Source organism: Polyangium sp. 15x6 (genome assembly GCF_029960785.1).
In the GTDB taxonomy this organism is placed as follows: Bacteria; Myxococcota_A; Polyangia; order Polyangiales; family Polyangiaceae; genus Polyangium.
Map to the genome: position 1 here is coordinate 23,634 of NZ_JASBQE010000057.1, position 22,298 is coordinate 45,931.

The following is a 22,298-nucleotide window of genomic DNA, read 5'->3' on the forward strand; positions in this document are numbered from 1 at the left end:
TCATGAACGAGAGGGGAGCATCGCCGAACGAGGCAGGCCGCGTGAGCGGCGGCCACGAATCCCGCGCGAGCGAGCAGGAGCCCGTTTCGTGCACGGCCACGACCGAGGCGGCCGCGGTCGGGAGACCCGCGGGCCTGCTCGAATACGTGCCGGGGTATCAGCGGCCGAGGGACCCTGACGCCGCGGCCCCGGAGCCGTCCGGGAGATTTCTCCTTCCCCCGCGCCTCACCCACAGCGCGGCCCCGATCTTGCGGTCGATCGACGCTCCGCGGGAGGCCACGGAGGCTTTCCGGATGCACGCGGCCAGGGGCCGTCAATTCGTCGTGTTCGGCCCGGATGATCGGGTCCGGATCACGCGGACCCAGGAGGCTCCTTACCGGGCGATCTGCGCGCTCCGGATCACCGGCGCCAATGGCGTGCCGCATGTCGGCACCGGATGGCTCATCAATCCCCGTACCGTGGTCACGGCGGGGCATTGCTTGTACGATTGCGAAAAGATGGGCGGGTGGGCGACGTCGATCGAGGTGATTCCGGCGCTCGACGGGACCCGAAAGCCCTTCGGTTCCGTGGTGGCGAAGCGCTTTCGCCTGGTGTCCGGGTGGCTCGAAGACCGATCCCCGGAGTACGATTACGGCGTGATCCTGCTCGACGAGCCGGTCCGGCTGGACGAGGGCTTTTTCATGCCCGAGGCGCTGCCCGAAGCGGAGCTCGAGGGCGCCCTGGTCAACATCGCGGGATATCCGCAGGAACCCGATTTCGCCACCCGGTTGTATTATCACGCGCGCGCGCTGAAGGGCGTCGGGGCCCGCGTCGTCGAGTACGACATCGACACATTCGGCGGGCAGAGCGGGGCTCCGGTCTGGTTGACACGCCCGAACGGCGAGCGCGTCGTGGTCGCGATTCACACGAGCGGCCCTCGCACCGGTATCCTGTGGAACTCGGGCCTGCGCATCACGCCGCAGGTGCTCGCGAGCCTCAGGCAATGGTCCGAGGAGGCGACACCCGGGCGGCGCGCCCGGCGTCGTGGTTTCTCGGCCCCGATGGCGGACCTCGCGGTCGAAAGCGCGCGCGCGCCGTCACCGGCGGCGCCCGTCAAGGAAATCACGGGTAAAGTCGTCGACCAGAACAACCGCCCGCTCGCCGGCGTCACCGTCACGATCAACCGCCCCCGCCGTCCGGGGCCCACGATTGCCACGACCTCCGCCGCGGACGGCTCCTTCTCCTTGCCCATCACCCATCCTGGGCCTCATATCCTGAAAGCGGTTTCCAGCGATGCGGTTGCCCTCAAGAGGGTCACGGAAAGGCAAGCGTTGCCGGTGACGCTCGTCCTCGAGCCGCTGGCCGAGATTCCGGCGAAGAGCACCGAGGCGGCCGCGGCGAAGCCTGCCGGTCCGCTGGCCGGAACGACGTTGCCCGGGACCAACCTGAAACGCGGCGCGAAAGGCGCGGGCGTGAAGGCCCTGCAAGCCGCGCTCGTGAAGCTCGGCCACATGACGCAAGCCGAGATGAACACGGCCCCGGGAAGGTTCGGCCCGAAGACGGAGGCGGCGCTGAAGAAGTTCCAGGCCCGACGCGGCGTCCCGAGCACGGGCACTTATGGGCCGAAGACGCGCGCCGCATTCGCGAAGCTCGGCGCGAAGATGGGCCCGGCCAAGCCCGCGCCCCCGAAGAAGGGCCCGGCGCGGGGCAAGGTCACGCTGGCGGAGCTGCGCGCCATCATGCCGAACCTCGCGGCGGCGCGGGCGCGAAAATGCTTGCCGCACCTGAACAAGGCCATGAAAGAGTTCGCCATCGACACGAAGAAACGAATGGCGGCTTTCCTCGCGCAGCTCGCGCACGAGAGCGGCGAGTTCCGGTATTTCGAGGAGCTCGCGTCCGGCGCTGCCTACGAGGGGCGCAAGGATCTCGGGAACACCCACCCCGGCGACGGCAAGCGGTACAAGGGTCGAGGCCCGATCCAGATCACGGGGCGCAGCAACTACCGCGCAGCAGGCAAGGCCCTGAAGATCGACCTGGAAAAGAGCCCGAAGCTCGCCGCTCGTATCGACGTGGGCTTCCGCATCGCAGGGTGGTACTGGAAGTCCCGCAAGCTGAATGCCCTCGCGGACCGGGGTGACTTCAAGAAAATCACGTACCGCATCAACGGCGGTTACCGCGGGCTCGCGCAACGGACCGCGTATTACCGTCGTGCGTTGCGGGTCCTCGCCTGAACGAGCCGCGTTTCGCTGGGGCCTGCTCAGTGCGTAACCGAACTGGAAAAGACGTTGACGACGATGACCCCCACGACGATGAGGCCGAGTCCAATCACCGCGGCCAGGTCGAGGCGCTGGCGAAACACGACGTAGCCCACCATCGAAATGAGGACGATGCCGAGGCCGCTCCAGATGGCGTAGGCAATGCCTATGGGAATGCTCTTGAGCGCATGCGAAAGAAAGTAAAATGCGCCGAAGTAGCAGGCGGCCATGATTGCGGTCGGAATCGGCTTGGTGAACTGCTCCGACTTCTGCAAGCACGACGTGCCGACGACCTCGAGCAGGATCGCGAGCCCCAGCGCCCCGTAGGCTACGTGTGAATGGTTCATGGCAGGTAGGAGCGGCATGGTGGCACCGCAGCGCGTTTCACGCCAGCCTGCGGCCGATCCTCAATCGGGCGGGCGCTCGCACTCGAAGATGTGCCCCCAGCGTGGATCGAGCGACAGCCAGACCGGAGACGAGCTGGGGGTGAGCGCTCCGCTGCCGAGCGGGAGCGCGCCCTCCCAGACACGCTCCGTGATGCATCCGTCGAGGCCGAGGTCCGCGGGGGTCGCGCGGAAGGTCGATCCATCGGGGCACACGAGCGTGAGGGGCATGCCCGACGTGAACGAAATCGTCGCGCCGCTCGGCCCCTCGAGGACGTGTACCCGGGGAGTATCCTGCGCCAACCCCGTCTCCGGGCCCGTGTCGCGATAGCGGAAGCAGGTCTTGTTCGCGACACGGACCTCGATGTCGAGCGCCCAGGGGCTCGCTCTCGCCAACTCGGGCCGAAAGAGCACCTCCGCGTTCGAGGCCGCGCAGGTCTTTCCGTCACGCGCGAGCATGCCCTCGATCGGGAGAGGGCCGAGGCAGGCGCGGATCTCGCGTTTCATCGGCTGCCAGCAGTTGTCCTCGTCGCGGACCCATTCGCAATCGAGCGGCTTCGAGGCGTCGTTCGGCGCCGGAGGCGCGGGCGTTTCGTCGGAGAGCGGGGGCGGCGCGCCCCGCGGAACGGCGTCTCTCGTGCAGCCGAGGAAGGACGCGGTGAGCCAGAGGATGGGGGCGAGCAGGGCTCTCGAGCGCGGATGCATGGTAGGTCGTGGCCGAGGAGAGCCCTAGCAAAGCTACCGCGAGGAGGGAACGTTCCTGGTTGCCGCCAAGCCAGGCTAGGAGCCCGGGGGGAACGTTCCGGGGAGCTTCCGAGCCTAGCTACAAGCCCGGGGGGAACGTTCCGGGGAGCTTCCGAGCCTAGCTACAAGCCCGGAGGGAACGTTCCGGGGAGCTTCCGAGCTTGGGGAGGAGACCGGGGGGAACGTTCCGGGGAGCTTCCGAGCCAGGCTACAAGCCCGGGGGGAACGTTCCAGGGAGCTTCCGAGCTTGGGGAGGAGACCGGGGGGAACGTTCCAGGGAGCTTCCGAGCTTGGGGAGGAGACCGGAGGGAACGTTCCAAGCTGCCTCCTAGCCTCGGGAGAAGGTCGAGGGGAACGTTTCGAGCTCGATTCCAGCGAGGCGAGGAAGGTCCAGCGACCCGCCCACCTCCGCCCACCTGTCCGATTTTTGACGCTCACCCACGGTCTTCGCGTATCGTAGTCGCGTGTCCCTGGAAACGATGCGTGTTCCACCGAGCGAGCGATGGGAGGCCTTTGGCACGCACCTGCACAGGATCGAGCACCCCGACCTGTACTTCGTCCGCATTCGAGGAGACGTGCTGGGCGACGACATGCGCACGCAGATCGCCGCCCTCCGAGCACTCGCCAAGCGCTCCGGGGGCAGCGTCTTCTGGATGGCAGACGTCACGGCGATGGGCACCGTCACGACAGATGCGCGGCGCGCGACCGCAGCGCACGAATTCGCAGCCGTACGCGCAAGCCTCGGTGGCTCGGCCATCATCGGCGCCTCGTTCACGGCGCGCGTCGTGTCAACCCTCATCATGCGCGCCGTACGCGCCCTGGAGCCCCACGGAATCCGCCCCGTGGCATTCGTCGAAACAGAAGCCGAAGCGCGCGCCTTTCTAGACCCGTTCCGAAGGCCCGGCGCCGACGTCGCGATCACCCCGTAGGCCGCCGCGCTGGGGCGTCGCCCCAGGCCCCACCAGGGGCTATCCGCCCCTGGACCCGGACCAGCGCAAGCGCTGGACCCGGGGTCGATGAACTGCGCGATGCGCAGTTCATCGAACAGGCCGAGGAACGACCCCTGCCAATCGAGACAGCCGCGCTGCCATTTCGACCGGCAACGCTGTCCCTGGTCTTCCAACGGGCCCGTTGGAAGAACTGCGCGGAGCGCAGTTCTTCCACCAAAGGTCCAGGGCTTGCCCTGGTCCGGGTCGAGGGGCGGACAGCCCCCGCGGGGTCCGGGGCGGCGCCCCGGCGCGGCGTCCCCAAGCGAGACGCGCGCTACATTCGCGCCGTCATCCACGCGACGATGTCGCGCAGTACGTCTTCCTTGCCGAAGTCGGCCAGGAGATCGTGGAAATGGCCCTCGTAGAGCTTGAGGGTTTTGTCCTTCGAGCCGGCTTTCTCGTGGAAGAGCTGGCTGCCGTGGGGCAAGGTCACGCGGTCCTCGGTGCCGTGCATGATCAGCACGGGCAGCGTGATCTGCGGGAATTCGCGCTTCAGCCGCTCGTCTGCGCGCACCATTTCGGCCACGGTCTGCGTCGGGTAGCCTGCGCGCTCGATGAGCGGATCGTTCTTCATTTGCTCCACGAAGCTCGTGTCGCGCGAAAAATTTTCGTCCTCCAGCTTCAGGACGTGGGCGTGCGGCACGATGTGGCTGAGACCCTTGAGGATGGCCAGCGCGAAATCTGGCGCTGGCACCTCGTGTGCGAAGCTCTCGCAGATGAATCCTGCGAGCTCCTCGCCGTGCTCCAGCGCGTAGATGCTCGAAATCACCCCACCGGCGCTGTGACCCAGCAGGAACACCGGGAGCCCCGGCTCGCGCGATTTCGCCAGACGCACGAGCGTGTGCACGTCGGCCACGTAGTCGCTGAACTTGTCGACGTAGAGCCGCTCGCCCTCCGAGCGCCCGTGCCCGCGGTGATCGAGCGCGTACACCGCGAATCCATGCTCGACGAACTGCTCCGCCGCCCACTCGTACAGACCGCCATGGGCCTTGAAGCCGTGGACCAGCACCAGCACGCCGCGCGGCGTCCCCGGGCGCCACGAGCGCGTGAAAATCTTCAGCCCACCTGTGCCCTCGAACGTCTCTTCTTTTTTCATCTCGACCGTCCCTTGGTTCTCGCGTTCATCACGCGCTCAGGGGCGCGGGTATGGACGGAATCCTCGGCGGAAGAAACCCGACCAAAGGCGGGTGTCATGCCCCTTCGTTCGGACGATCTCGTACAGCTCCGTAGGAAAAACGGGTAAGGTAGGGGTTCGACATGCGCCCCGTTGTGCCAGCGAAAGAAGCCCGCTTGCAGGCTGGAGGCGAGCTACGCGGCATCCTCGACGAGCTGCCTGGCCTCGTCTGGGGCGCCCGTCAGGACGGATCGCTCGAGCTCTTGAGCCGCCGGTGGGGTGAGTACACCGGCAAGGCCGACGCGGCGCTCCTCGGGTGGGCGTGGACGGAGACGGACCTGTTCCACCTCGACGATCGCGCGAGGGTCATCGAGACGTGGGCCGCGTTCCGCGCCTCCGGCAAGGAGGGGCGCATGGAGGCGCGTCTCCGACGCGCCGACGGGGTCTATCGCTGGTTCCAGATCCAGGCCGGGCCCGTGCTCGACGACCACGGCGACGTCGTGGCGTGGTGGGGCCTCAACACCGACATCGACGATCAAAAGCAGGCCCAGGCCCAGGCCAGAGGCGAGCAACACCTCCTCGAGATGGTCACCCGCGGCGAGCCGACCTCCGCCATCCTCGAAGGCGTCGTGCACCTCGTGGAGCGTGGTTCGGGTGGCCTCCGTGCCTCGATCCTCCTGCTCGACGAGAATGGGCGCACGTTGCGGCACGCCGCGGCGCTCACCCTGCCGCGGAGCTACACCGAGGTCATCGACGGCGCCCCGATCGGCCCCGAGGCGTTCTCGTGCGGCACGGCGGTGTGGCGGCGCGAGCTCGTGGTCATCGCCGACATCGAGACGGATCCGCTCGGCGCTCTCTTTCGCGCGAACGCGCTGGCCCACGGCCTGCGCGCCTGCTGGTCGCTGCCGATGCTCTCGTCCGACGGCCGGGTGCTCGGCGCGTTCGGCATCTACGCCACGGAGCCACGAACGCCGTCGAAGCCCGACCTCGAGCTGCTCGAGCGATGCTGCCGCGTCACGAGCATCGCGATCGAGCGCAGCCAGTCGGAAGACGCGCTGCGGCGCAGCGAGGCCTACCGCGCCGAGGCGGAGCGCTTGAGCCGCACCGGGACCTTCAGCGTCGACCTCCGGCGCCGCGAATTCGCCATGTCCGACGGCATCTGCGAGATCGTCGGCTTTCCGAGCAAATCCAGGCCCACGCTCGAGCAGATCTTGAGCCGCATCCACGACGACGACCGCGAGCGCATCGCGGACGTCGTGCGGCAAGCGCTGCGCGAGGGCGCCAACTTCGATTACGAGCACCGCCTCGTGATGGAGGATGGAACCGTCAAGCTCGTCCGCGTCGTCGGCCGATCCCGCGTCAACGCCGCGGGGCAACCCGAGATCGTCGGCGCCGCGACGGACATCACGGCGAGCCGGCAGGCGGCCGACGAGCTGCAACGCGCGCAGGCGGCCCTCACGCACGTCTCGCGCGTCACGACCCTCGGCGAGCTCGCGGCGTCGATCGCCCACGAGGTCAACCAGCCGCTCGCGGCGATCATCGCCGACGCGAACGCCGCGATGAACTGGCTCGCCGCCGATCCGCCCAACCTCGCGCGGGTGCGCGAGTCGCTCACCGCGATCATCGGCGACGGCGAGCGCGCCGGCCAGGTGCTCCTGCGGATCCGCTCGCTCCTGTCACGATCGCCGCCCCGCCATCGCCCGTGCTGCCTCAACGACGTCGTCCGCAAGGTCGTCCCGCTCGTCGCGCCCGAGCTCGCGCGCCACGGGCTCGTCGTGAAGCAGGTCCTATCGCCCGATCTGCCGCAGGTGTCGGGGGATCCGGTGCAACTGCAGCAGGTGGTCCTGAACCTGATGCTCAACGCGGCCGAGGCCTCGAAGGACATGCCGCTGGAGCGGCGCCGCGTCGTGATTCGCACCTTCGTCGAGCGGCGCGCGAGCGGGGCCTTCGTGCACGTCGCAGTCGAGGACGCCGGCGCCGGGCTCGACCCCGCGATCGACATGGCGCGCCTCTTCGACGCGTTCTACACGACCAAGGAGAACGGACTCGGCATGGGCCTATCCATCAGCCGCTCGATCCTCGAGCGGCACGGCGGCAAGCTGTGGGCACGCCCGAACGAGACATTCGGCACGACCTTCGCGTTCGCGCTCGGGGCGGCGTCATGAGCTCGAGAGCTCCCGTGGTCTTCATCGTCGACGACGACGAGTCCGTGCGCGACGGGATCGGCCGGCTGCTCGGCTCGATCGGGCTCACGGTCGAGGCCTTCCCGACCGCGGAGGCGTTCCTCGACGCGCGGCGGGACGACACCCCCGGCTGCCTCGTGCTCGACGTGCGGCTGCCGGAGCTCGGCGGGCTCGAATTGCAGCAGCGGCTGCTCGAGGCCGAGGTCCCACGGTCGATCGTGTTCATCACCGGGCACGGCGACATCCCGATGTCCGTCCGCGCGATGAAGGCCGGCGCGATCGAGTTCCTGACGAAGCCGTTCCGCGCCGAGGAGCTCATCCGCGCCATCCGCGAGGCGCTCGCGCAGGATCTGGTCGCGCGGGAAGAGGCGGAGCGGCTCGCCGGGCTCAGGCGCCGGTACGAGAGCCTCTCGGCGCGCGAGCGCGAGGTGATGGCGGGCGTCGTGGCAGGGCGCTTGAACAAGCAGATCGCCGCGGATTTCGGGACGCGCGAGACGACGGTGAAGGAGCAGCGAGCGCAGGTCATGCAGAAGATGCAGGCCTCGTCGGTCGCCGAGCTCGTGCGATTCGCCGCGCAGCTCTCGGAGGACACGCGGCGCTCGCCGTCCTCGCGGCGCGGGTAGGCTTACATCGACACCCGACTTTGGTCGGGTATTCGGAGGCGGTCCGGTTGCGATACACGCTTCCTCCATGACTGCGACCACTGCCATCACCACGCCCAATCTGTTCGTCGAGTCCAATGGCCGGCGGATCGCTTACCGCTCCCTCGGGACGGGCAAGCCGATCGTGCTGTGCACGCGCTTCCGCGGCAACATGGACGTCTGGGATCCGGCCTTCCTCGATGCCCTCGCGGCGCGCGGCTTCCGGGTGATCACGTTCGATTACAGCGGCCTCGGGCTCTCGACCGGCGAGAAGAATTATTCGCCCGTCGCGCTCGCCCAGGACGCGCGGGATCTGATCGAGGCGCTCGATTTGAAGAGCGTGGTGATCAGCGGCTGGTCGCTCGGCGGGCTCGCCGCCCAGGTGGTGGTGGCGCTGTATCCCCACCTCCTGAGCCACGCCGTCCTGATCGGCACCTCGCCGCCCGGCCCGAACGTCAAGCCCGCGGAGCAGCTCTTCTACGACACGGCGGGGAAGCCCGTGAACAGCTTCGAGGACGAGATCATCCTGTTCTTCGAGCCGCGGTCCCAGGCGAGCCGGGAGGCCGCGCGGCGCTCGGCGGATCGAATCGCGCAGCGCACCGAGAATCGCAGCGTCCCGGTCCCCGCCGACTGGGCGGCGTCCGTTCTCGGCGACAAGCCGAAGAGCCCGCTTTTCCCCGCGGATCCCATCCTTCAGGCCTTGAAGGCCACGACCTTGCCGATCCTGCACGTCGGCGGGGATCACGACATCATCTTCCCGGTCGAGAACTGGTACGCGCTGAACCAGGAGCTGCCGACGGTCCAGCTCCTGACCTACCCGCGCGCCGGCCACGGGCCGCACCACGAGTACCCCGAAGCCACGGCCGAGCACATCGCGACCTTCGTGCGCAGCACGTCGTGACGGAGCGGGAGCCATGACCACGAAGGTTTACCCGGCCGACGCGACCGGCATTCTGTTCATCGACCCGTACAACGACTTCCTCAGCGAAGGAGGGAAGCTCTGGCCGCGTCTGAAGGAGACGATCGAGGCGAACAACGTCCTCGAACACCTGCGCCAGATCGTCGCGGCCGCGCGGAGCGCCGGCATTCGCATGTTCGTCGTGCCCCACCACAAGGCCGAGCCCACGGACTTCGCGACCTGGAAGCATCCGACCCCGTACCAGCTCGCGTCCGCCAAGCTGCAGGTCTTCCAGAAGGGCTCGTGGGGAGGGGAGTGGCACCCGGATTTCGCGCCGAAGGAAGGTGACGTCGTCATCAAGGAGCACTGGGCGCAAAACGGATTCGCGAACACCGACCTCGATCAGCAGCTCAAGCAGCACGGCGTTTCGCGGGTCATCCTCATCGGCATGGTGGCAAATACGTGCGTCGAAGCCACGGCGCGATTCGCGATGGAGCTCGGCTATCACGTGACGCTGGTGACAGACGCGACGGGCGCCTTCGGGCCCGAGATGATGCACGCCGCCCACGTGCTCAATGCGCCGACGTTCGCACACGCGATCGTCACCACGTCGGAGCTCTTGGCCTCGCTTTAGTACGCCTTCTCGGACAGCTCCGACTCCGGATATCCCACGCCGGCCCGGTGATACAGGGCCGGCCCGGCATTCTCCAGCAGGCACTCCCGCGTCCAGCCGACCTCGAGGAGGAAGCTCCCCCAGAGCTTTCGGCTCTTCTCGTCCGTGAGCAGATCCGACCGCTGGAAATGCCACCACTCCATCCCGATCGGCTGCCCCGGCGCGGGCACGGTGATCGCGTCGCCGGGCATGATCAGCACGCTCGCCGACACGCCCGCCGGATCCGCCGGCGTCGCATACCCGATCTCGAAGATCGGGTTCAGCGTCACCGTGAAGCTACTGGTCTTCGGCTTGGCCGAAGGCACCGTCGCGCCGGTGTTTTGCTTGACGTTCTGATTCGCGGGCGCCTCTTGCTCCAGCGCTTGCGGCCGCTCCTCGATGTATTTCGCCCACGCCTCGCCCGATTGCACCGGCGGCTGCGACTCGTCGGAGACGATCCCGTAAAACGGCTTGTCCGCGTATTCGCGTAGCTTCGCCGCGACTTTCTTCGCGTCCTCGATCTTCGCCGCCGACCAGGAGAGCGTCACCGTGAGCTGCGGCGTGTTCGTCTTGACGCTCTTGGCGATCTCCTTTTTCGCGTCCTTCAGCGTCCCGGCCCATCGGCGCATGAAGTCGGCGTCCAGCGCGGGCACCGTCGACGCGAGCTTCGTCGATTTCCCGCGCGAGACCCTCACGACGTCGTCGTCCGTCTTGCTCGTCTTCGCCTTGTCGAGCGCGTCGGCGAGCGTGACGAGCTCGGCTGCCTTCACCGTCTTCGTGGTTTGTCCCCAGCCCGATTTGAACGAGCTGATGCGGCCGAGGTTCAAAAGCTCGCCGACGGCCGTGATGTCGAGGTACGCGCCATGATCGCCCGCCTCTGCCGCCTTCGCGGGCTCGTGCTCGGCGAAGAACTCGGACGCGGTCATCGTGGCGCCCTTGATCCCGCCTTCCGGGTGCCAGGCGTCGTACATCCACCGCTCGATCGAGGCCCGGTAATACTTCGCGAAGAAGCCCGCGGGATTCGCCTGGATCTCCGCGAGGAGTTTTTCGAGCGCTGGGAGGAGCATTGCCGCCGCGATGGGCGTCTTCGATTGCTCGTCCCGCAGCGCCACGAGCCGCTCCACGATGGGCGCCGCGTGCGCCGCCGCGTCCGCCGCGCCGGGGAGCGATTGCTTGGCCGAGCCGTGGAGCCGCCATTTCACACGGCCATCCGCGACCTCACGCGTGTACGCCACCGGCCAGCCCGAGACCGTGTCCACGAAGCCGCTCGCGATGCCGAGATCCATGGCGAGGCCCGTCTTGTGAATGGACCGCGCGCTCCGCCCATATCCGGCCTTGCCGATGTCGACCTGCGCGCTGCGGAACGTGTGGTTCACGCAGATCCCGTGCTCGAACCCGAGCGCCTTCACGAGCTCGCTCCAGCCGTGCAGCGATTGCGCCGCCTCGGGCCGCATCCAGTTCAGCCAGCCGCGCGGATCGATCATCGAGACCAGGATCGCCCCCGGCTTGCGCAGGCCCTGCTCGAGCCACGTCTTCAGCGCCTTGCCCGTCGCCGCCGTCACCACGCCGTCGGCCGCGTCCGGTTTGTCCGTCGGCGCCGCGATCTCGCTGCCGTCGAGGTAGGCCCATGCATTCGCGATGTTCGTCGCGGTCTTCACGTCGGCCTGCTCGGCCTTGATCTTCCCGTCGAGCGTGATCTTTTGCTTCTTCTGATCGTCGGTCAGCCCCTTCTGCTTCTTCAGCGCCTTGAGCTCCGCCTGCATCGCCGAGAGCGCGCCGCGATCGACCTTCGGCGCGAAGTTCGCCCCGTAATCGACGTACGCCGCGTGCGGGCCCGAAGCGCCGCCGCCATTCACCTGGAATGCCCGCGACCGCGCGTCCTCTTGATACCGATAGACCGCGTTCATCGTGCGGACGTCGAAGATCCCGTCGTTCACGCCGCCGGATTTGTCGGCGTCCGTGCCCGCGTCCGGCAGGTAAGGGAAGTTCGACGTGCCCACCATGTACCGGAGCGCGCCGAGGTGCGCTTGCAATCGCTGCACCTGCTTTTTCACCGGCTCGCACGCCGCGAAGGGCATGTCCCGGAAGAGCACCCAGCCTTCATAGAGATCCGCGCCGGCCGGCAGGAGGCCCTTCGATTCCTCGGGCACCTCGAGCGTCGGCGCATCCGCGCGCACCGTGAGCGCCCTCGGCTCTCCGAAGGCCTTCGATCCCGCGTTGATCTCCGCTTCGATCCGCGACGCGAGATCGAGGCTCGGGTGCTGGATCAAATACACGTCGTAGGATTGCCCCTGCTGGAGCTTGTACGCGTCGGGGACCTGATCGAAGCACGTGGGCGAGGAATGATCGATGGGCGGGCCGAGATATCCGGTCGCGTCCGTCATACCGAGCACGTACGGCGGCACGGGCCCCGCGGGCGTCTCCTCGCTCGTCCACAGCGCGGCGATCTTGCTGCCAATCGTGGGATCCGCGGGTTTCGGTGGGGTTTTTCGGAACAGGACGAAGAGGTTCGGCAGCACGTGGCCGGCGGTGCACGCGACCTTCGTGATCTTCAGCGTCGGGACGCAATACGTGGTCACGGCGCTCGACGCGCCGCCGCCCGGGGTTCCGCCGTCGCCGCTCATCGCTCACCCTCTTCGAAAAAGCCGTCGTTCACGTCCACGAACTCGCCGAGCTCCTCCTCCTCCGGCGCCTCCTCGGGCGGATCCTCGGCGGGCGCCTCGGCCTTCTCCTCGGCCACGCTCTCGGGTTCGGTCCCGAGCTTCTTGTCGCCGAGGAACGCGCCCTCCTTCGACACCACGAGCCCCGTCACGACGTCGAGCCATTTCTCGGCCCCGATCCGCACGGAAATGCGATACGCGCCCGGCGGCACCAGGCGGAACGTGTAGAGCACGAGCCGCCTCTCGGGGTCGGGCTTCGCGTCCGCGTCGCTCGCGAGGAGGATTTTTTCGTAATGGCCGTCCTCGCTCCGGAGGCGGACCTCGTCGTCCTGGAGCGGATCGTCGTCGAGGTCCATCTCCAGCGGGACCGTGAGATCCACGCCGGAGAGGACGATCGTGTTGAAATCCTTACCCCGCGGGTTTCCGAATGCGACGTCGTGGGTTCGCTCCATCGTGCGTGCCTTTTTGGTTCCGTCAGGAGCCGTGTTTCTCCTCGAGCTTCTTTTTCGTCGCGTCGTCGAGATCGCCCGTGACCTCGAGCTTCTCGTCGTGCTGGAAGAGCGCGAGCGCCGTGCGCGTGCGTTTCCCGAGCACCCCGTCCGCCGGACCCGGATTGTATCCGAGGTTCACGAGCCGCCCTTGCGCCCCGGAGACGCCGCCGTCCTTGGCGTCGAGCGGGTTCAGGTGCCCGAGCCGGAGGTGAATCACGCGCCCCGCGATCGTGAGTTTTCCCGTCGTCTCGGAGACGGGGACCTTCTGTTCGAGTTTCCCGCCGCCGTCGGTCTTGCCCTCGTGTTTCTCGCCCCCGACCTCGAGCACGTACGCCTCGCCCGCGAGGGGGTTCCCGTCGTGGCCTTCGAGCTTCAAGCGGAGCTCTTTTTTCGGCCGGCGCAGGCGGAATCGATGGAGCTTGCCGGTCGCGAGGCCCTCCTCGACCTTGAGCTCCTTGTCGGGGATCACGATGCGATCGCCGGGCTCGAGCACGTTCGGGTTCGCGCGTTTCTTCTTCAGCTCGGCGTTGTCGGGGTGATCGTAGAGGACCCGATAATCACCGAAGCCGTATCGCTCGGCGATCTTGGTAAAGCACTCGCCTTGCTGAACGACGTGGATCGGCATGGTTTTTCCGCTCGCGAGACGGGGGCGAGTCTCTCGACGGTATCATGCCCCCGTCTTCGTCGTAAACGATCGGGGATGTGATCCGCCCCGCGTGGACGAGTCCTCGTGTCAGGAGCGTCGGAACGAATGTGTCAGGAAGCCCCCGGTGCGAACGGTCCGTCGCACTGCTTGTACAACTCCAGGGAAACATTGTAAGGGATGTGGAGGGCATGCAGACCTTGCCGGTGTTGCACGACGCGCCGACCGAGCTTGACGACGCTGTCACGCGTCGTGCGCAGGCGCGCATCGGCACGGTGCTGCGATCCAAGTGGCGCATCGATCGTGTGCTCGGGATCGGCGGCATGGCCACGGTCTACGAGGGCACGCATCGGAACGGCAAGCGCGGCGCCATCAAGATGCTGCATCTCGAGCTCTCGGTGGACCCCGAGGCGCGCGCGCGCTTCCTCCGCGAAGGGTACGTCGCGAACAACGTGGGCCACCCCGGCGCCGTGAGCGTGCTCGACGACGACGTGGCCGAAGACGGCTCGGTCTTCGTCGTGATGGAGCTGCTCGAAGGCAAGACCGTCGAGGCGCTCGCCGCGCAAAGGCCCACGGCTCGCCTCGGGATCACCGAGTCGTTCCGCCTCGCCGATCAGCTGCTCGACACGCTCGCCGCCGCGCACGACAAGGGGATCGTGCACCGCGATCTGAAGCCCGAGAACATGTTCCTCACGAAGGACGGCGCGCTCAAGGTGCTCGACTTCGGGATCGCCCGCATGCGCGAGGTGCAGTCTTCCGCGAAGATGACGAAGACGGGCAACGCGATGGGCACACCCGCGTTCATGCCGCCCGAGCAGGCCCTCGGCGAGTGGAACCGCGTCGACGCGCGCTCGGATCTGTGGGCCGTGGGCGCGTCGCTGTTCACGCTGATGACGGGCCGCCACGTGCACGACGCGCCGACGCTGAACCAGCTCCTGCTCAAGGCGATGACGCAGCCGCCCCAGCCGATCCGCGTGATTCTGCCAGGTTTGCCCGCGGAGGCGGCCGAGGTCGTCGACAAGGCGCTCGCCTTCGACATGAACGCGCGGTACCAGGACGCGCGCAGCATGCAAGCCGCAGTGCGCAAGGCGCTCGCGTGGCTCGACAAGCACGGCGAGCCGCAGAACCTCGCGCCCGTCGCCTCGCCCGGCACGACGAGCCCCGGCGCGGTCGACAGCCACATGGTCACGCTGAGGCGCGATCCCTCGGCGCCGATGCTGACGCCGACGTACGCGACGCCGGCGCGGGGGCTGATGATCGGCGGCGCGATCGGCACGCTCGTGCTCGGCGGCGTGCTCGCGCTCGTGGTCTTCGGGCGTGGATCCGCGGAGGAGCCGACGCCTCTGCCGGCCTCGTCTGCGACGGCGACCGCGACCGCGGGCAGCGCGCGCGTGGAGGCGGCGGCGCCGAGCACGCCTCCTTCGGTTTTGCCGGTCGGTCCGGCGCGCGTGGTGAACGAGGACGCGGGCGCCCCGCCGCCGCCCGTCCCTCCGGCAACGGCCAGCGCGACGAAGAAGGGGCCGAGCGTCAAGAGCGGGGCGGACTTCGGCGAATGGGGAAAATGACCACACCCGTGCGGAGCCTCTTCCGGGGCGCGTGTTTCGTCGCCGCGCCGCTCGCGCTGGCGCTCGTGATCGGCGGCGCCGCGTACGCGGACGAGAAGGACGACAAGGCGCGCGCGCAGAAGCTCTTCGTCGAGGGGCGCAAGGCGATCGAGGCCGGCGACAAGGCCACGGGCTGCGCGAAGATGCGCGAGAGCATGGGGCTCTTCGCCGTGGCGAACACGCTCTTCAACGTGGCGCAATGCGACGAGGGCGAGGGCAAGATCGCCGGGGCGCTCGAGCACTGGGAGCGCGGGCTCGCGCTGATCGACGCCAAGGATCCGCGCGCGAAGGTGGCGAAGGAGCGCATCGGCGAGCTCTCGCCGCGCGTGCCGCGGCTGCGCATCGTGGTGCCGCCGGGGCAGCCGGTGTCGGCCGTCGTGCTCGACGGTACGGAACTCTCGCCCACGACGCTCTCGGCGCCGCTCTACGTGGAGCCCGGGAGCCACACGATCGTGGTGCGCTCCGAGGGGCGCCCGGACCGCAAGCACGAGCTCACGCTGGCCGAGAAGGAGCGCACGGAGTTCGTCGCGACGCCGGCCGCGCCGGGGCCGGCGGCATCGTCGTCGGCGAACGGGGTCCCGACGGCGTCGGCGACGTCGACGGGGGGCGGGACGCCACCGCCGCCTTCGAGCTTCCGGCGCACGGCGGGGTTCATCGTGGGCGGCGTGGGCGTGGCCGGGCTCGTGGCGGCGGGGCTGACGGGGGCCGTCATCATGGCGAAGGCGAGCACCCTCGACGATTGCAAGGCAGTGGGGTGCCCGAACAATCAGGACGACATCAAAACGTACAAGTCGCTCCTCGTGCCGAACACGGTGCTCTGGGGCGTGGGGCTCGCCGGGGTGGGGGCGGGGCTCGTGCTCGTCTTGACGGCGCCGTCGTCGTCGGAGGGGGAGGTGGGGAAGGCGGCCATCGTGCCCGTGCCCATGGTGGTTCCGGGCGGGGGAGGAATGGGTTTGTCCGGGAGGTTCTGATGCGAATATCTCTTGTCTTTGCGGCCGCTTGGAGCCTCGTGACGCTCGGCGGCTGCATTCTCATTTACCACAGCGACGATTACGACGGCGCGGGTGGGGCGGCCGGGGGTGGCGCCGACGGGAGCGGGGCGGCCGGGGCGGGCGCGACGACGATGGCGGGCCCGGGCGGGTCCGGCGGGTCGGGCGGCACCGGCGGCGGGGGCTGCGGCGTCGATTCCGTCGAGCGCTGCGACATGCCCTGCATGTCGAGCGCGTGTCTCACGCCGCAATGGGCCAAGCGATTCGGAAATGCCGAAGACGACCAGGGCGCGCGGGCCGTGGCCGTGGCTGACGACGGCACCATCGCGGTGGTCGGATCCTACAAAAAATCCGGTTTCCTGTTCGGTATGCATTCCCTGACCGGGTTCGCGTCGGGGCAAGAGGGATTCATCGGCCTGCTCGACGCCGAGGGGAATTCGACCTGGGTCGACAACGTGTCCGACAAGGTCAACAGCAACTCGCCGCGCGAGGCGCATGGCATTGCTATCAGCGCGAGCTCGATCTTCGTGGCCGGGTACGTCCTCCCCAACGCGGCCATGGATCTCGACGCGGTCGTCATGCGGTACGACCGGGCGGGCCTCGGAAACGATACGATCATCGCGCACATGTTCGGCGGCGCGGGCGACGACGACGCCGTCGCGGTGAGCACGGACGGGCAAAATGCCTACGTGCTCGGAAAGATGACCGCCCCGGGGGCCAAACCGCCGATCGATTGCAGCGGCAATCCGACCACGCCTGCCGACGGGATGTTCGTGATGAAGCTGAACGGGTTCGGCGGCTGCGAATGGGTCCGGATCTACCCCGGGATGGCCGTCCGGCCCGCCGCGATCTCCGCGCGCAAGGCCAGCACACAAGGCGTCTGGTTCACCGGGGGATTCAAGGGCAACCTCGGCCTCGGCGGACCCTCGCTCGTCACCGGCGCGGAGGACGAAGCGATGTTCCTGATCCAGGTCAACGAGACCGGCGAGCTAGGCCAGTCTTTCAAGTTCGCCGGGATGAAGAATGGCGCGCGCGTGGAGGCGCAGGCTGTCGAGGTGAGCGACGACGGCACGGTGTACGTCGCGGGAGGGCTCGTGGGCCAAACCGACATCGCGTCCATGTCGGCCCCCAAGAGCGCGGCCTTCGTCGCCGCGTTTCCCGGAGCGTCGAACCTGGAGCCCGAATGGTCCGTCGTCTTCCCGGGCGGCGACAACGCCGTCGAAGGCGCGCGCGCGACCGGCGTGGTCATCGCCGACACGCATCTCTTCGTGTCCGGGGTCTTCGGCGGGTCCATTCTGTATCCCCAGGGGAAGGCCGGCGGGATGGTCATTGAGGAGTCCGGGATGGGCGCGCCGTTCCTCGCCCGGGTCGATCGCAACGACCCTCACGGCGTGATCTCGTTCGATCATTTCCCCGGCGGGGGCGAGTCGTTTTTCACGGCAAACATCGCCATGGCGAAGCACCCCCAGGGAGGCGTGGTCCTCGCGGGCGCGTGGCGCAAGACCCTCGATTTCTCGACGCCGACGCAGCCATTGAAGCTCGACGAGCTGCCCAACACCACGAACGGCGACGTCATCGTCGCCAAGCTTCTGCCCTCGCCCTGACGCACGGCCGCCGACCGACGCAGGCTCCAGGGAGGTTTCATGCAAAAGGTTCTCGCGATCCTCGGTGGTTTTTTCCTCTCGGCGCTCAGCGGCTGCATCGTCCTGTACCACCTCGACGCCTACGACGATCCTGCGGCGAACGCCAGCACGGGCGGCGCGGGGGGGCTCGGCGGCGCAGGGGGAGCCGGAGGCGAAGGCGGGCAAGGGGGAGGGACCTGCCGCGTCGAATGGTGCCATACCATGGACCCGGAGGCGTCGCCTTGCGCCGTTGCTTGTCCTTCCTTCGAAAGCAAGCGCATCGAGGCGGCGTCCGATCAGGATGTCCGTGGGATCGCCGTCGGATTGGATACCGGCGACGAGCGCATCTATGTCACCGGGCGCTACCGCAGCACATTGATGATCGGCGGCGTGAGCGTCACGAGCGAGAGCGGACCCGGGGATGACGACGCGTACGTGGCCGCGTTCGACCCCATCCTCGGGGGCGTGAACGTGAAGGGCCTCCATGAAGTGGACGCGCAGGGCACGAAGCTCGACGCGTTCCCCCGGATTGGATTCGACGTCGCCCATGGCGCAGGGAAACAGGTGATCGTCGGAGGCTGGTACAGCAAGGATGGTCATGGGCTGAACGCGTTCGTCCGTGCGTATTCGTCGGACCTCGCGACGGCCTCATGGACGCGGACCCTCGGGGGCATCGGGACCGACGGCGTCGTGGCGGTCGCGACCCATGAAACGAAGGTCTTCGCGCTCGGCTTTCTCGGCTCGGGGGAGATGATGCCGGGCGAAAACAGCGTGCCGTGCGCGGCCGGCTCGACGCTCGTCCCCGCGGGCGAATCCCACATGTTCCTCATCGCCTTCGATTCGGGGGGGACGTGCCAATGGGTCAAGCACTTCTCCGGCGGCGTGCACGAGCCGAAAGCCATGGCCGTGAACGGCAGCGGGGACATCTTCATCACGGGTACGTACAAGAACGAGCTCGACGGGACGGAGAAAAACCCGCCGCCCCCGACCAACATGGGAGGAGCCCCGTCGATGTTCGTGATGAAGCTGGGATCCGAGGACGGGAACGTCGCGTGGGTCCGGAGCCACGGCGGAGGCAGCGATGCGGCGAACCCGCGCGGGATCGCGGCGACCGTGGGTGAATCCGTGCTCGTGACGGGATCCATGACCGGAGCCGTCGATTTCGGCAGAGGTACGATCGTCGCCGACAAGAAGAGCCCGTTCGTCGTGTCGATCCTGGATGGCCAGACCACCCATTGGAGCACGGCCATCACCAGCGCCGACTCTACCGCCACGGGGGATTCCGAGGGGATCAACGTCGTGCCGAACGGCATCGGCGGGGCGCTGATATCGGGCACCTACGCGAGGGATATCGACTTCGATCCCAAGAACCCCGGACCCGACGTCGAGGACCCGCTCCAGGGCGCGTTCCTGGCCCGGTTCGACGACGCCGGGCAACTGCAATGGTTCCAGAACCTCGGCGGGGGTGAAGCGCCGCAGGAGCGCTGGCTCCGGCTGGCCGTCGGCCAGTCGGGAATTTACATGGGCGCGGGCTGGACACCGGCGTTCCTGTTCGAAGAACAGACCGCGCAGACGGGGCTCGATATCGTGATCGCCAAGATCACGCCCTGATCGCGGCCGTTTGCCTCGCTACACGCCTGGAGGTCGTTCCAGCTCTCGTGGTAGCCTCCGCCCTGGTCAACGGAGGTGGTGGAGGGTCGGCAGGGCGGCTCGTGCCGTGGTCCTCGGGGCCCTCGATTTCTGAAGAATCGAGGCGCCCCGGTTTTCCTCGCCGTCAGCGCGCGGCGAACGTCATGTTGAAGACGGGCAATTCCTTGTCGCCGCCTTCGAGCTTCACCGTGCGCTTCGTCGCGTAGAGCGCGTCGAGCACCGCGACGATCTCCCGGAACGGCGTGCGGTTGTCCGTGTGCAAGATCGCCTGATCGAGCTTCTTGTCGCTCGGATCGCGGTGATTCGCGTTCGCCTGCCATTCCGCCGCGAGCTTCTTCTCGAGGTCGGGGTATTGCACGAGCTCGCCGGCCTGCTGCGAGGTCTTCGGAATGCGGATCTCGCTCACGACGGTCGCGCCCTGCTTCCACACGAGCGCGAAATCACTCTCGCCGATGTGCACGTTCAGCACTTTTTCCGGCGGAGTGATGGTGAGCGGGTCCGGGCTCGGAGGCCCGGGGACCTGCGCGTCCGCATTGATGCGGGAGTTCGTCACCCAGACGGCCGTGATGAGCAGGAACGCGATCGTGCACATCAAGAGGTCGATGAACGGGACCATGTTGATCTCCGCATTCGTCGCCTTCTTCTTGCCGCCCTCGCTGCCAACGTCGACGCCGCCCATGGTGAATCTCCTTCTCCTCCGTCGTGCGCGAAGTCCGGTCGCGCTCGGGGAACGGCGAGAAGACACCGACCTCGCCGCCAGGTTCCGCGTTTTTTTCGACATCGGCGGGCCGGGAGATGTTTCCGGTACGGCTACGATTTTCCGCTCGGTCAGGATCGATGCATGTTGGCCATGATGCGGGCGCCATCCATGTCGAAGCGGAAACGCAGCGGGCGCAGGCCCCGGGCGATCATGGTCTCGAGCACGCGGCGCCGATCCTGGGGGCGGACGTAGAACATGAAGAAGCCGCCGCCGCCCGCGCCCATGAGCTTGCCGCCGATCGCGCCGGCGTTCCGCGCCGCCTCGTAATGCTCGTCGATGACCGAGTCCGTCATCTTCGAGGCGAGCTTGCGCTTGTGCGACCAGTGCACGTGGAGGAGCTCGCCGTACTGATCGATGTCGCCGCTCGTGAGGATCCGGTAGGTCTCGTGGCCCATCTCCTTGATGCGGTGCATCGACTCGATCACGGGCGGCTCGAGCTCGCGGAGCCTCTGCCCCTGTTCGCTGAGGACGATGCGCGCCGGGCGCTCGATGCCGGACCAGATGATGACGAGGTTCGATTCGAGCTCGTCGAGCACCTCGTCCCGGACGGGCACGGGCTCGACGTGCACGGTGCCGTCGGGGTTGAAGCGGAAGGCCGTGACGTTGCCGAAGGCCGAGATGTACTGGTCCTGCTTGCCGATGGGCTCGCCGAGCCGCTCGATCTCCAGGGTGCACGCCTCCTCGGCGAGTTTTTCCGAGGAGACGAACTCGCGCTTGTACGTGTGGAGCGCGTTCAGGAGCGCGACCGTGAACGCGCTCGACGAGCCGAGGCCCGAGTTCGCCGGGAGATCGGCCACGCTCGTGAGCTCGATCGAATGGTCGATGCCCGTCATCCGCAAGGCCTCGCGGAAGATCGGGTGCTCGACGCGATCGACGCTGGAGACGATCTCGGTCTTCGAATACGCGAGGCGGATGTCGCGGTGGAACCGCTTGTTCGCCGTGACGTAGATGTATTTGTCGATGGCCGCGGAGACGAGGTATCCCCCGAAGCGCGTCGAATACGCCGGGAGATCGGTGCCGCCGCCGCCGAGCGAGAAGCGCACGGGCGCGCGAGAAATGATCACGTGGAGACCTCCGCCCGGGCGCCGAGATGCGCTTCGAGCTCCTGATAACCGGATTCGGATCCGATTTCGTAAAACCTCTGCGTCACGGCGAGCGCCCGGAGCGCGCCCGACGCGGCGAGCCGCGAGAGCACGGGGGCGAGGTCGCTCGGGCCCTCGGGCAGCGCCGCGATGACCTCGCGGCGGAGCGCGATCGCGCCGTAGTCGATGTGATCCAGGGCAGGATCACGCGCCTCGCCGGGCTTGCGTTTCTGGTAGCGGAGGACGCGGCCGCCCACGATCTCGCAGTTCGAATCGTCCCAGCGATCTTCGTTGCGGTAGACGGACATCGTGCCGCGCGCCTCGGGGTGCGCTTCGAGATCCGCGAGCGGCGCGGCGTAGTCGAAGGGCAGGTACGAGTCGCCGTACGTCACGAGGAACGCCTCGCCGAGATGCGAAAGCGCGCGCCGGAGCGCGCCCGCCGTGCCGAGTCGGGTCTCGCCCTCGTCGGCGTAGGCGACGCGCAGCCCGAAGGCCGCGCCGTCCCCGATGGCCGCGCGGATCGCGTCGCCGAGGTGTCCGATGCAGAGCACGACCTCCTCGTAGCCTGCCTCGGCGAGCCGCGCGAGCAGGTGATGCCCGAACGGACGGCCCGCGATCGGGAGGAGGAACTTCGGCATCTCGAGCGTGCGCGGGTACATGCGCGTGGCGAGGCCTCCGCAGAGGACCACGGCTTGCCGGCGCGCGGGCGGCGCGAGGGGAGCGTTCGAAGGGACGTTCGGCACGGCGCGGGCGGAGCTTAGTCGGGTTTGGCCGCCGAGGAAAAAACACGCGGCACGCCCGGAGCGGTGAAACCCCGTCCAGGCCACAGTCCCGTAGATTTTTCGCTTCGGGGGTCGATACGCGGCGCGGCAAACCGGGAGGGTCGGGCATCGAACGAGAGCGCATGGGCGAGAGAGCTCCGGGGGACGGGAGCGCGGTTCGGCTTTCCGAGCAAAGCC

19 protein-coding genes are annotated in these 22,298 nt (G+C 68.0%); 10 read left to right on the top strand and 9 right to left on the bottom strand.

Annotation, left to right across the window (positions count from 1 at the left end):
• The first annotated feature begins 2 nt into the window (after positions 1 to 2).
• Complete coding sequence (locus tag QHF83_RS33140; RefSeq protein ID WP_282422009.1) at positions 3 to 2,210, top strand: peptidoglycan-binding protein; 2,208 nt, start codon at positions 3 to 5, stop codon at positions 2,208 to 2,210.
• A gap of 26 nt (positions 2,211 to 2,236) precedes the next feature.
• Here QHF83_RS33140 and QHF83_RS33145 read toward each other — a convergent pair whose 3' ends face one another.
• Together QHF83_RS33145 and QHF83_RS33150 are read right to left on the bottom strand one after the other, a co-directional pair.
• Positions 2,237 to 2,581 carry a multidrug efflux SMR transporter gene (locus tag QHF83_RS33145; protein ID WP_282422010.1) on the bottom strand — a complete coding sequence of 115 codons (345 nt, stop codon included), beginning with the start codon at positions 2,579 to 2,581 and terminating at the stop codon, positions 2,237 to 2,239.
• A 60-nt stretch (positions 2,582 to 2,641) separates the two neighbouring features.
• Positions 2,642 to 3,322: a hypothetical protein gene (locus QHF83_RS33150; RefSeq protein WP_282422011.1), complete on the bottom strand. Its 681-nt coding sequence runs from the start codon at positions 3,320 to 3,322 to the stop codon at positions 2,642 to 2,644.
• Positions 3,323 to 3,840: 518 nt separating this feature from the next.
• Here QHF83_RS33150 and QHF83_RS33155 point away from each other — a divergent pair.
• On the top strand, positions 3,841 to 4,290 hold the full coding sequence (locus QHF83_RS33155; protein ID WP_282422053.1) for an STAS/SEC14 domain-containing protein: 450 nt from the start codon (positions 3,841 to 3,843) through the stop codon (positions 4,288 to 4,290).
• Between the two features lie 334 nt (positions 4,291 to 4,624).
• Here the strand turns inward: QHF83_RS33155 and QHF83_RS33160 are convergent, their stop codons facing one another.
• A complete protein-coding gene (locus tag QHF83_RS33160) occupies positions 4,625 to 5,446 on the bottom strand; it encodes an alpha/beta hydrolase (protein WP_282422012.1) in 822 nt (273 codons plus the stop codon).
• 161 nt (positions 5,447 to 5,607) lie between these two features.
• Here QHF83_RS33160 and QHF83_RS33165 point away from each other — a divergent pair, with 161 nt between their 5' ends.
• The 4 genes from QHF83_RS33165 (at position 5,608) to QHF83_RS33180 (ending at position 9,820) form a co-directional block, all read left to right on the top strand.
• Entirely contained in the window at positions 5,608 to 7,629 is a 2,022-nt protein-coding gene (locus QHF83_RS33165) for a PAS domain-containing protein (RefSeq protein WP_282422013.1), read from the top strand.
• Entirely contained in the window at positions 7,626 to 8,270 is a 645-nt protein-coding gene (locus QHF83_RS33170; protein ID WP_282422014.1) for a response regulator, read from the top strand. The genes QHF83_RS33165 and QHF83_RS33170 overlap by 4 nt, the downstream gene beginning before the upstream one ends.
• A 67-nt stretch (positions 8,271 to 8,337) precedes the next feature.
• Positions 8,338 to 9,189 carry an alpha/beta hydrolase gene (locus QHF83_RS33175; RefSeq protein ID WP_282422015.1) on the top strand — a complete coding sequence of 284 codons (852 nt, stop codon included), beginning with the start codon at positions 8,338 to 8,340 and terminating at the stop codon, positions 9,187 to 9,189.
• A 13-nt stretch (positions 9,190 to 9,202) separates the two neighbouring features.
• Entirely contained in the window at positions 9,203 to 9,820 is a 618-nt protein-coding gene (locus QHF83_RS33180) for a cysteine hydrolase (RefSeq protein ID WP_282422016.1), read from the top strand.
• On the opposite strand, the gene QHF83_RS33185 is transcribed toward QHF83_RS33180, so the two are convergent.
• Genes QHF83_RS33185 through QHF83_RS33195 form a run of 3 tightly spaced genes read right to left on the bottom strand, consistent with a single transcriptional unit; the run spans position 9,817 to position 13,614 of the window.
• Positions 9,817 to 12,462, bottom strand: a complete 2,646-nt coding sequence (locus QHF83_RS33185; RefSeq protein ID WP_282422017.1) for a hypothetical protein — start codon at positions 12,460 to 12,462, stop codon at positions 9,817 to 9,819. The two genes, QHF83_RS33180 and QHF83_RS33185, sit on opposite strands and share 4 nt — an antisense overlap.
• Entirely contained in the window at positions 12,459 to 12,950 is a 492-nt protein-coding gene (locus QHF83_RS33190; protein WP_282422018.1) for a hypothetical protein, read from the bottom strand. The genes QHF83_RS33185 and QHF83_RS33190 overlap by 4 nt, the downstream gene beginning before the upstream one ends.
• A gap of 22 nt (positions 12,951 to 12,972) precedes the next feature.
• Entirely contained in the window at positions 12,973 to 13,614 is a 642-nt protein-coding gene (locus QHF83_RS33195; RefSeq protein WP_282422019.1) for a peptidoglycan-binding protein, read from the bottom strand.
• Between the two features lie 209 nt (positions 13,615 to 13,823).
• Between QHF83_RS33195 and QHF83_RS33200 the strand changes: the two genes are divergently transcribed.
• The 4 genes from QHF83_RS33200 to QHF83_RS33215 are packed head-to-tail and all read left to right on the top strand — an operon-like array spanning position 13,824 to position 19,458.
• Entirely contained in the window at positions 13,824 to 15,197 is a 1,374-nt protein-coding gene (locus QHF83_RS33200; RefSeq protein WP_282422020.1) for a serine/threonine-protein kinase, read from the top strand.
• Positions 15,194 to 16,207, top strand: coding sequence for a hypothetical protein (locus tag QHF83_RS33205; RefSeq protein WP_282422021.1), 1,014 nt, complete (start codon positions 15,194 to 15,196; stop codon positions 16,205 to 16,207). Before QHF83_RS33200 ends, QHF83_RS33205 begins: the two co-directional genes overlap by 4 nt.
• Positions 16,207 to 17,829, top strand: coding sequence for a hypothetical protein (locus QHF83_RS33210; protein WP_282422022.1), 1,623 nt, complete (start codon positions 16,207 to 16,209; stop codon positions 17,827 to 17,829). The genes QHF83_RS33205 and QHF83_RS33210 overlap by 1 nt, the downstream gene beginning before the upstream one ends.
• A 39-nt stretch (positions 17,830 to 17,868) precedes the next feature.
• Positions 17,869 to 19,458, top strand: a complete 1,590-nt coding sequence (locus QHF83_RS33215) for a hypothetical protein (RefSeq protein WP_282422023.1) — start codon at positions 17,869 to 17,871, stop codon at positions 19,456 to 19,458.
• Between the two features lie 163 nt (positions 19,459 to 19,621).
• Here QHF83_RS33215 and QHF83_RS33220 read toward each other — a convergent pair whose 3' ends face one another.
• From QHF83_RS33220 to QHF83_RS33230, 3 genes are all read right to left on the bottom strand, one after another.
• Positions 19,622 to 20,176 carry a biopolymer transporter ExbD gene (locus QHF83_RS33220; protein ID WP_282422024.1) on the bottom strand — a complete coding sequence of 185 codons (555 nt, stop codon included), beginning with the start codon at positions 20,174 to 20,176 and terminating at the stop codon, positions 19,622 to 19,624.
• A 149-nt stretch (positions 20,177 to 20,325) separates the two neighbouring features.
• The gene (locus QHF83_RS33225; RefSeq protein ID WP_282422025.1) at positions 20,326 to 21,321 is read right to left on the bottom strand and encodes a sugar kinase; all 996 of its coding nucleotides are present in this window, start codon (positions 21,319 to 21,321) and stop codon (positions 20,326 to 20,328) included.
• Entirely contained in the window at positions 21,318 to 22,082 is a 765-nt protein-coding gene (locus tag QHF83_RS33230; protein WP_282422026.1) for a sugar phosphate nucleotidyltransferase, read from the bottom strand. The genes QHF83_RS33225 and QHF83_RS33230 overlap by 4 nt, the downstream gene beginning before the upstream one ends.
• Positions 22,083 to 22,298 lie beyond the last annotated feature (216 nt).

Coding starts and splice junctions, on each gene's coding strand:
- QHF83_RS33140 (WP_282422009.1), top strand. CDS start 3: ATGAACGAGAGGGGAGCATCGCCGAACGAGGCAGGCCGCGTGAGCGGC.
- QHF83_RS33145 (WP_282422010.1), bottom strand. CDS start 2,581: ATGAACCATTCACACGTAGCCTACGGGGCGCTGGGGCTCGCGATCCTG.
- QHF83_RS33150 (WP_282422011.1), bottom strand. CDS start 3,322: ATGCATCCGCGCTCGAGAGCCCTGCTCGCCCCCATCCTCTGGCTCACC.
- QHF83_RS33155 (WP_282422053.1), top strand. CDS start 3,841: ATGCGTGTTCCACCGAGCGAGCGATGGGAGGCCTTTGGCACGCACCTG.
- QHF83_RS33160 (WP_282422012.1), bottom strand. CDS start 5,446: ATGAAAAAAGAAGAGACGTTCGAGGGCACAGGTGGGCTGAAGATTTTC.
- QHF83_RS33165 (WP_282422013.1), top strand. CDS start 5,608: ATGCGCCCCGTTGTGCCAGCGAAAGAAGCCCGCTTGCAGGCTGGAGGC.
- QHF83_RS33170 (WP_282422014.1), top strand. CDS start 7,626: ATGAGCTCGAGAGCTCCCGTGGTCTTCATCGTCGACGACGACGAGTCC.
- QHF83_RS33175 (WP_282422015.1), top strand. CDS start 8,338: ATGACTGCGACCACTGCCATCACCACGCCCAATCTGTTCGTCGAGTCC.
- QHF83_RS33180 (WP_282422016.1), top strand. CDS start 9,203: ATGACCACGAAGGTTTACCCGGCCGACGCGACCGGCATTCTGTTCATC.
- QHF83_RS33185 (WP_282422017.1), bottom strand. CDS start 12,462: ATGAGCGGCGACGGCGGAACCCCGGGCGGCGGCGCGTCGAGCGCCGTG.
- QHF83_RS33190 (WP_282422018.1), bottom strand. CDS start 12,950: ATGGAGCGAACCCACGACGTCGCATTCGGAAACCCGCGGGGTAAGGAT.
- QHF83_RS33195 (WP_282422019.1), bottom strand. CDS start 13,614: ATGCCGATCCACGTCGTTCAGCAAGGCGAGTGCTTTACCAAGATCGCC.
- QHF83_RS33200 (WP_282422020.1), top strand. CDS start 13,824: ATGCAGACCTTGCCGGTGTTGCACGACGCGCCGACCGAGCTTGACGAC.
- QHF83_RS33205 (WP_282422021.1), top strand. CDS start 15,194: ATGACCACACCCGTGCGGAGCCTCTTCCGGGGCGCGTGTTTCGTCGCC.
- QHF83_RS33210 (WP_282422022.1), top strand. CDS start 16,207: ATGCGAATATCTCTTGTCTTTGCGGCCGCTTGGAGCCTCGTGACGCTC.
- QHF83_RS33215 (WP_282422023.1), top strand. CDS start 17,869: ATGCAAAAGGTTCTCGCGATCCTCGGTGGTTTTTTCCTCTCGGCGCTC.
- QHF83_RS33220 (WP_282422024.1), bottom strand. CDS start 20,176: ATGGGCGGCGTCGACGTTGGCAGCGAGGGCGGCAAGAAGAAGGCGACG.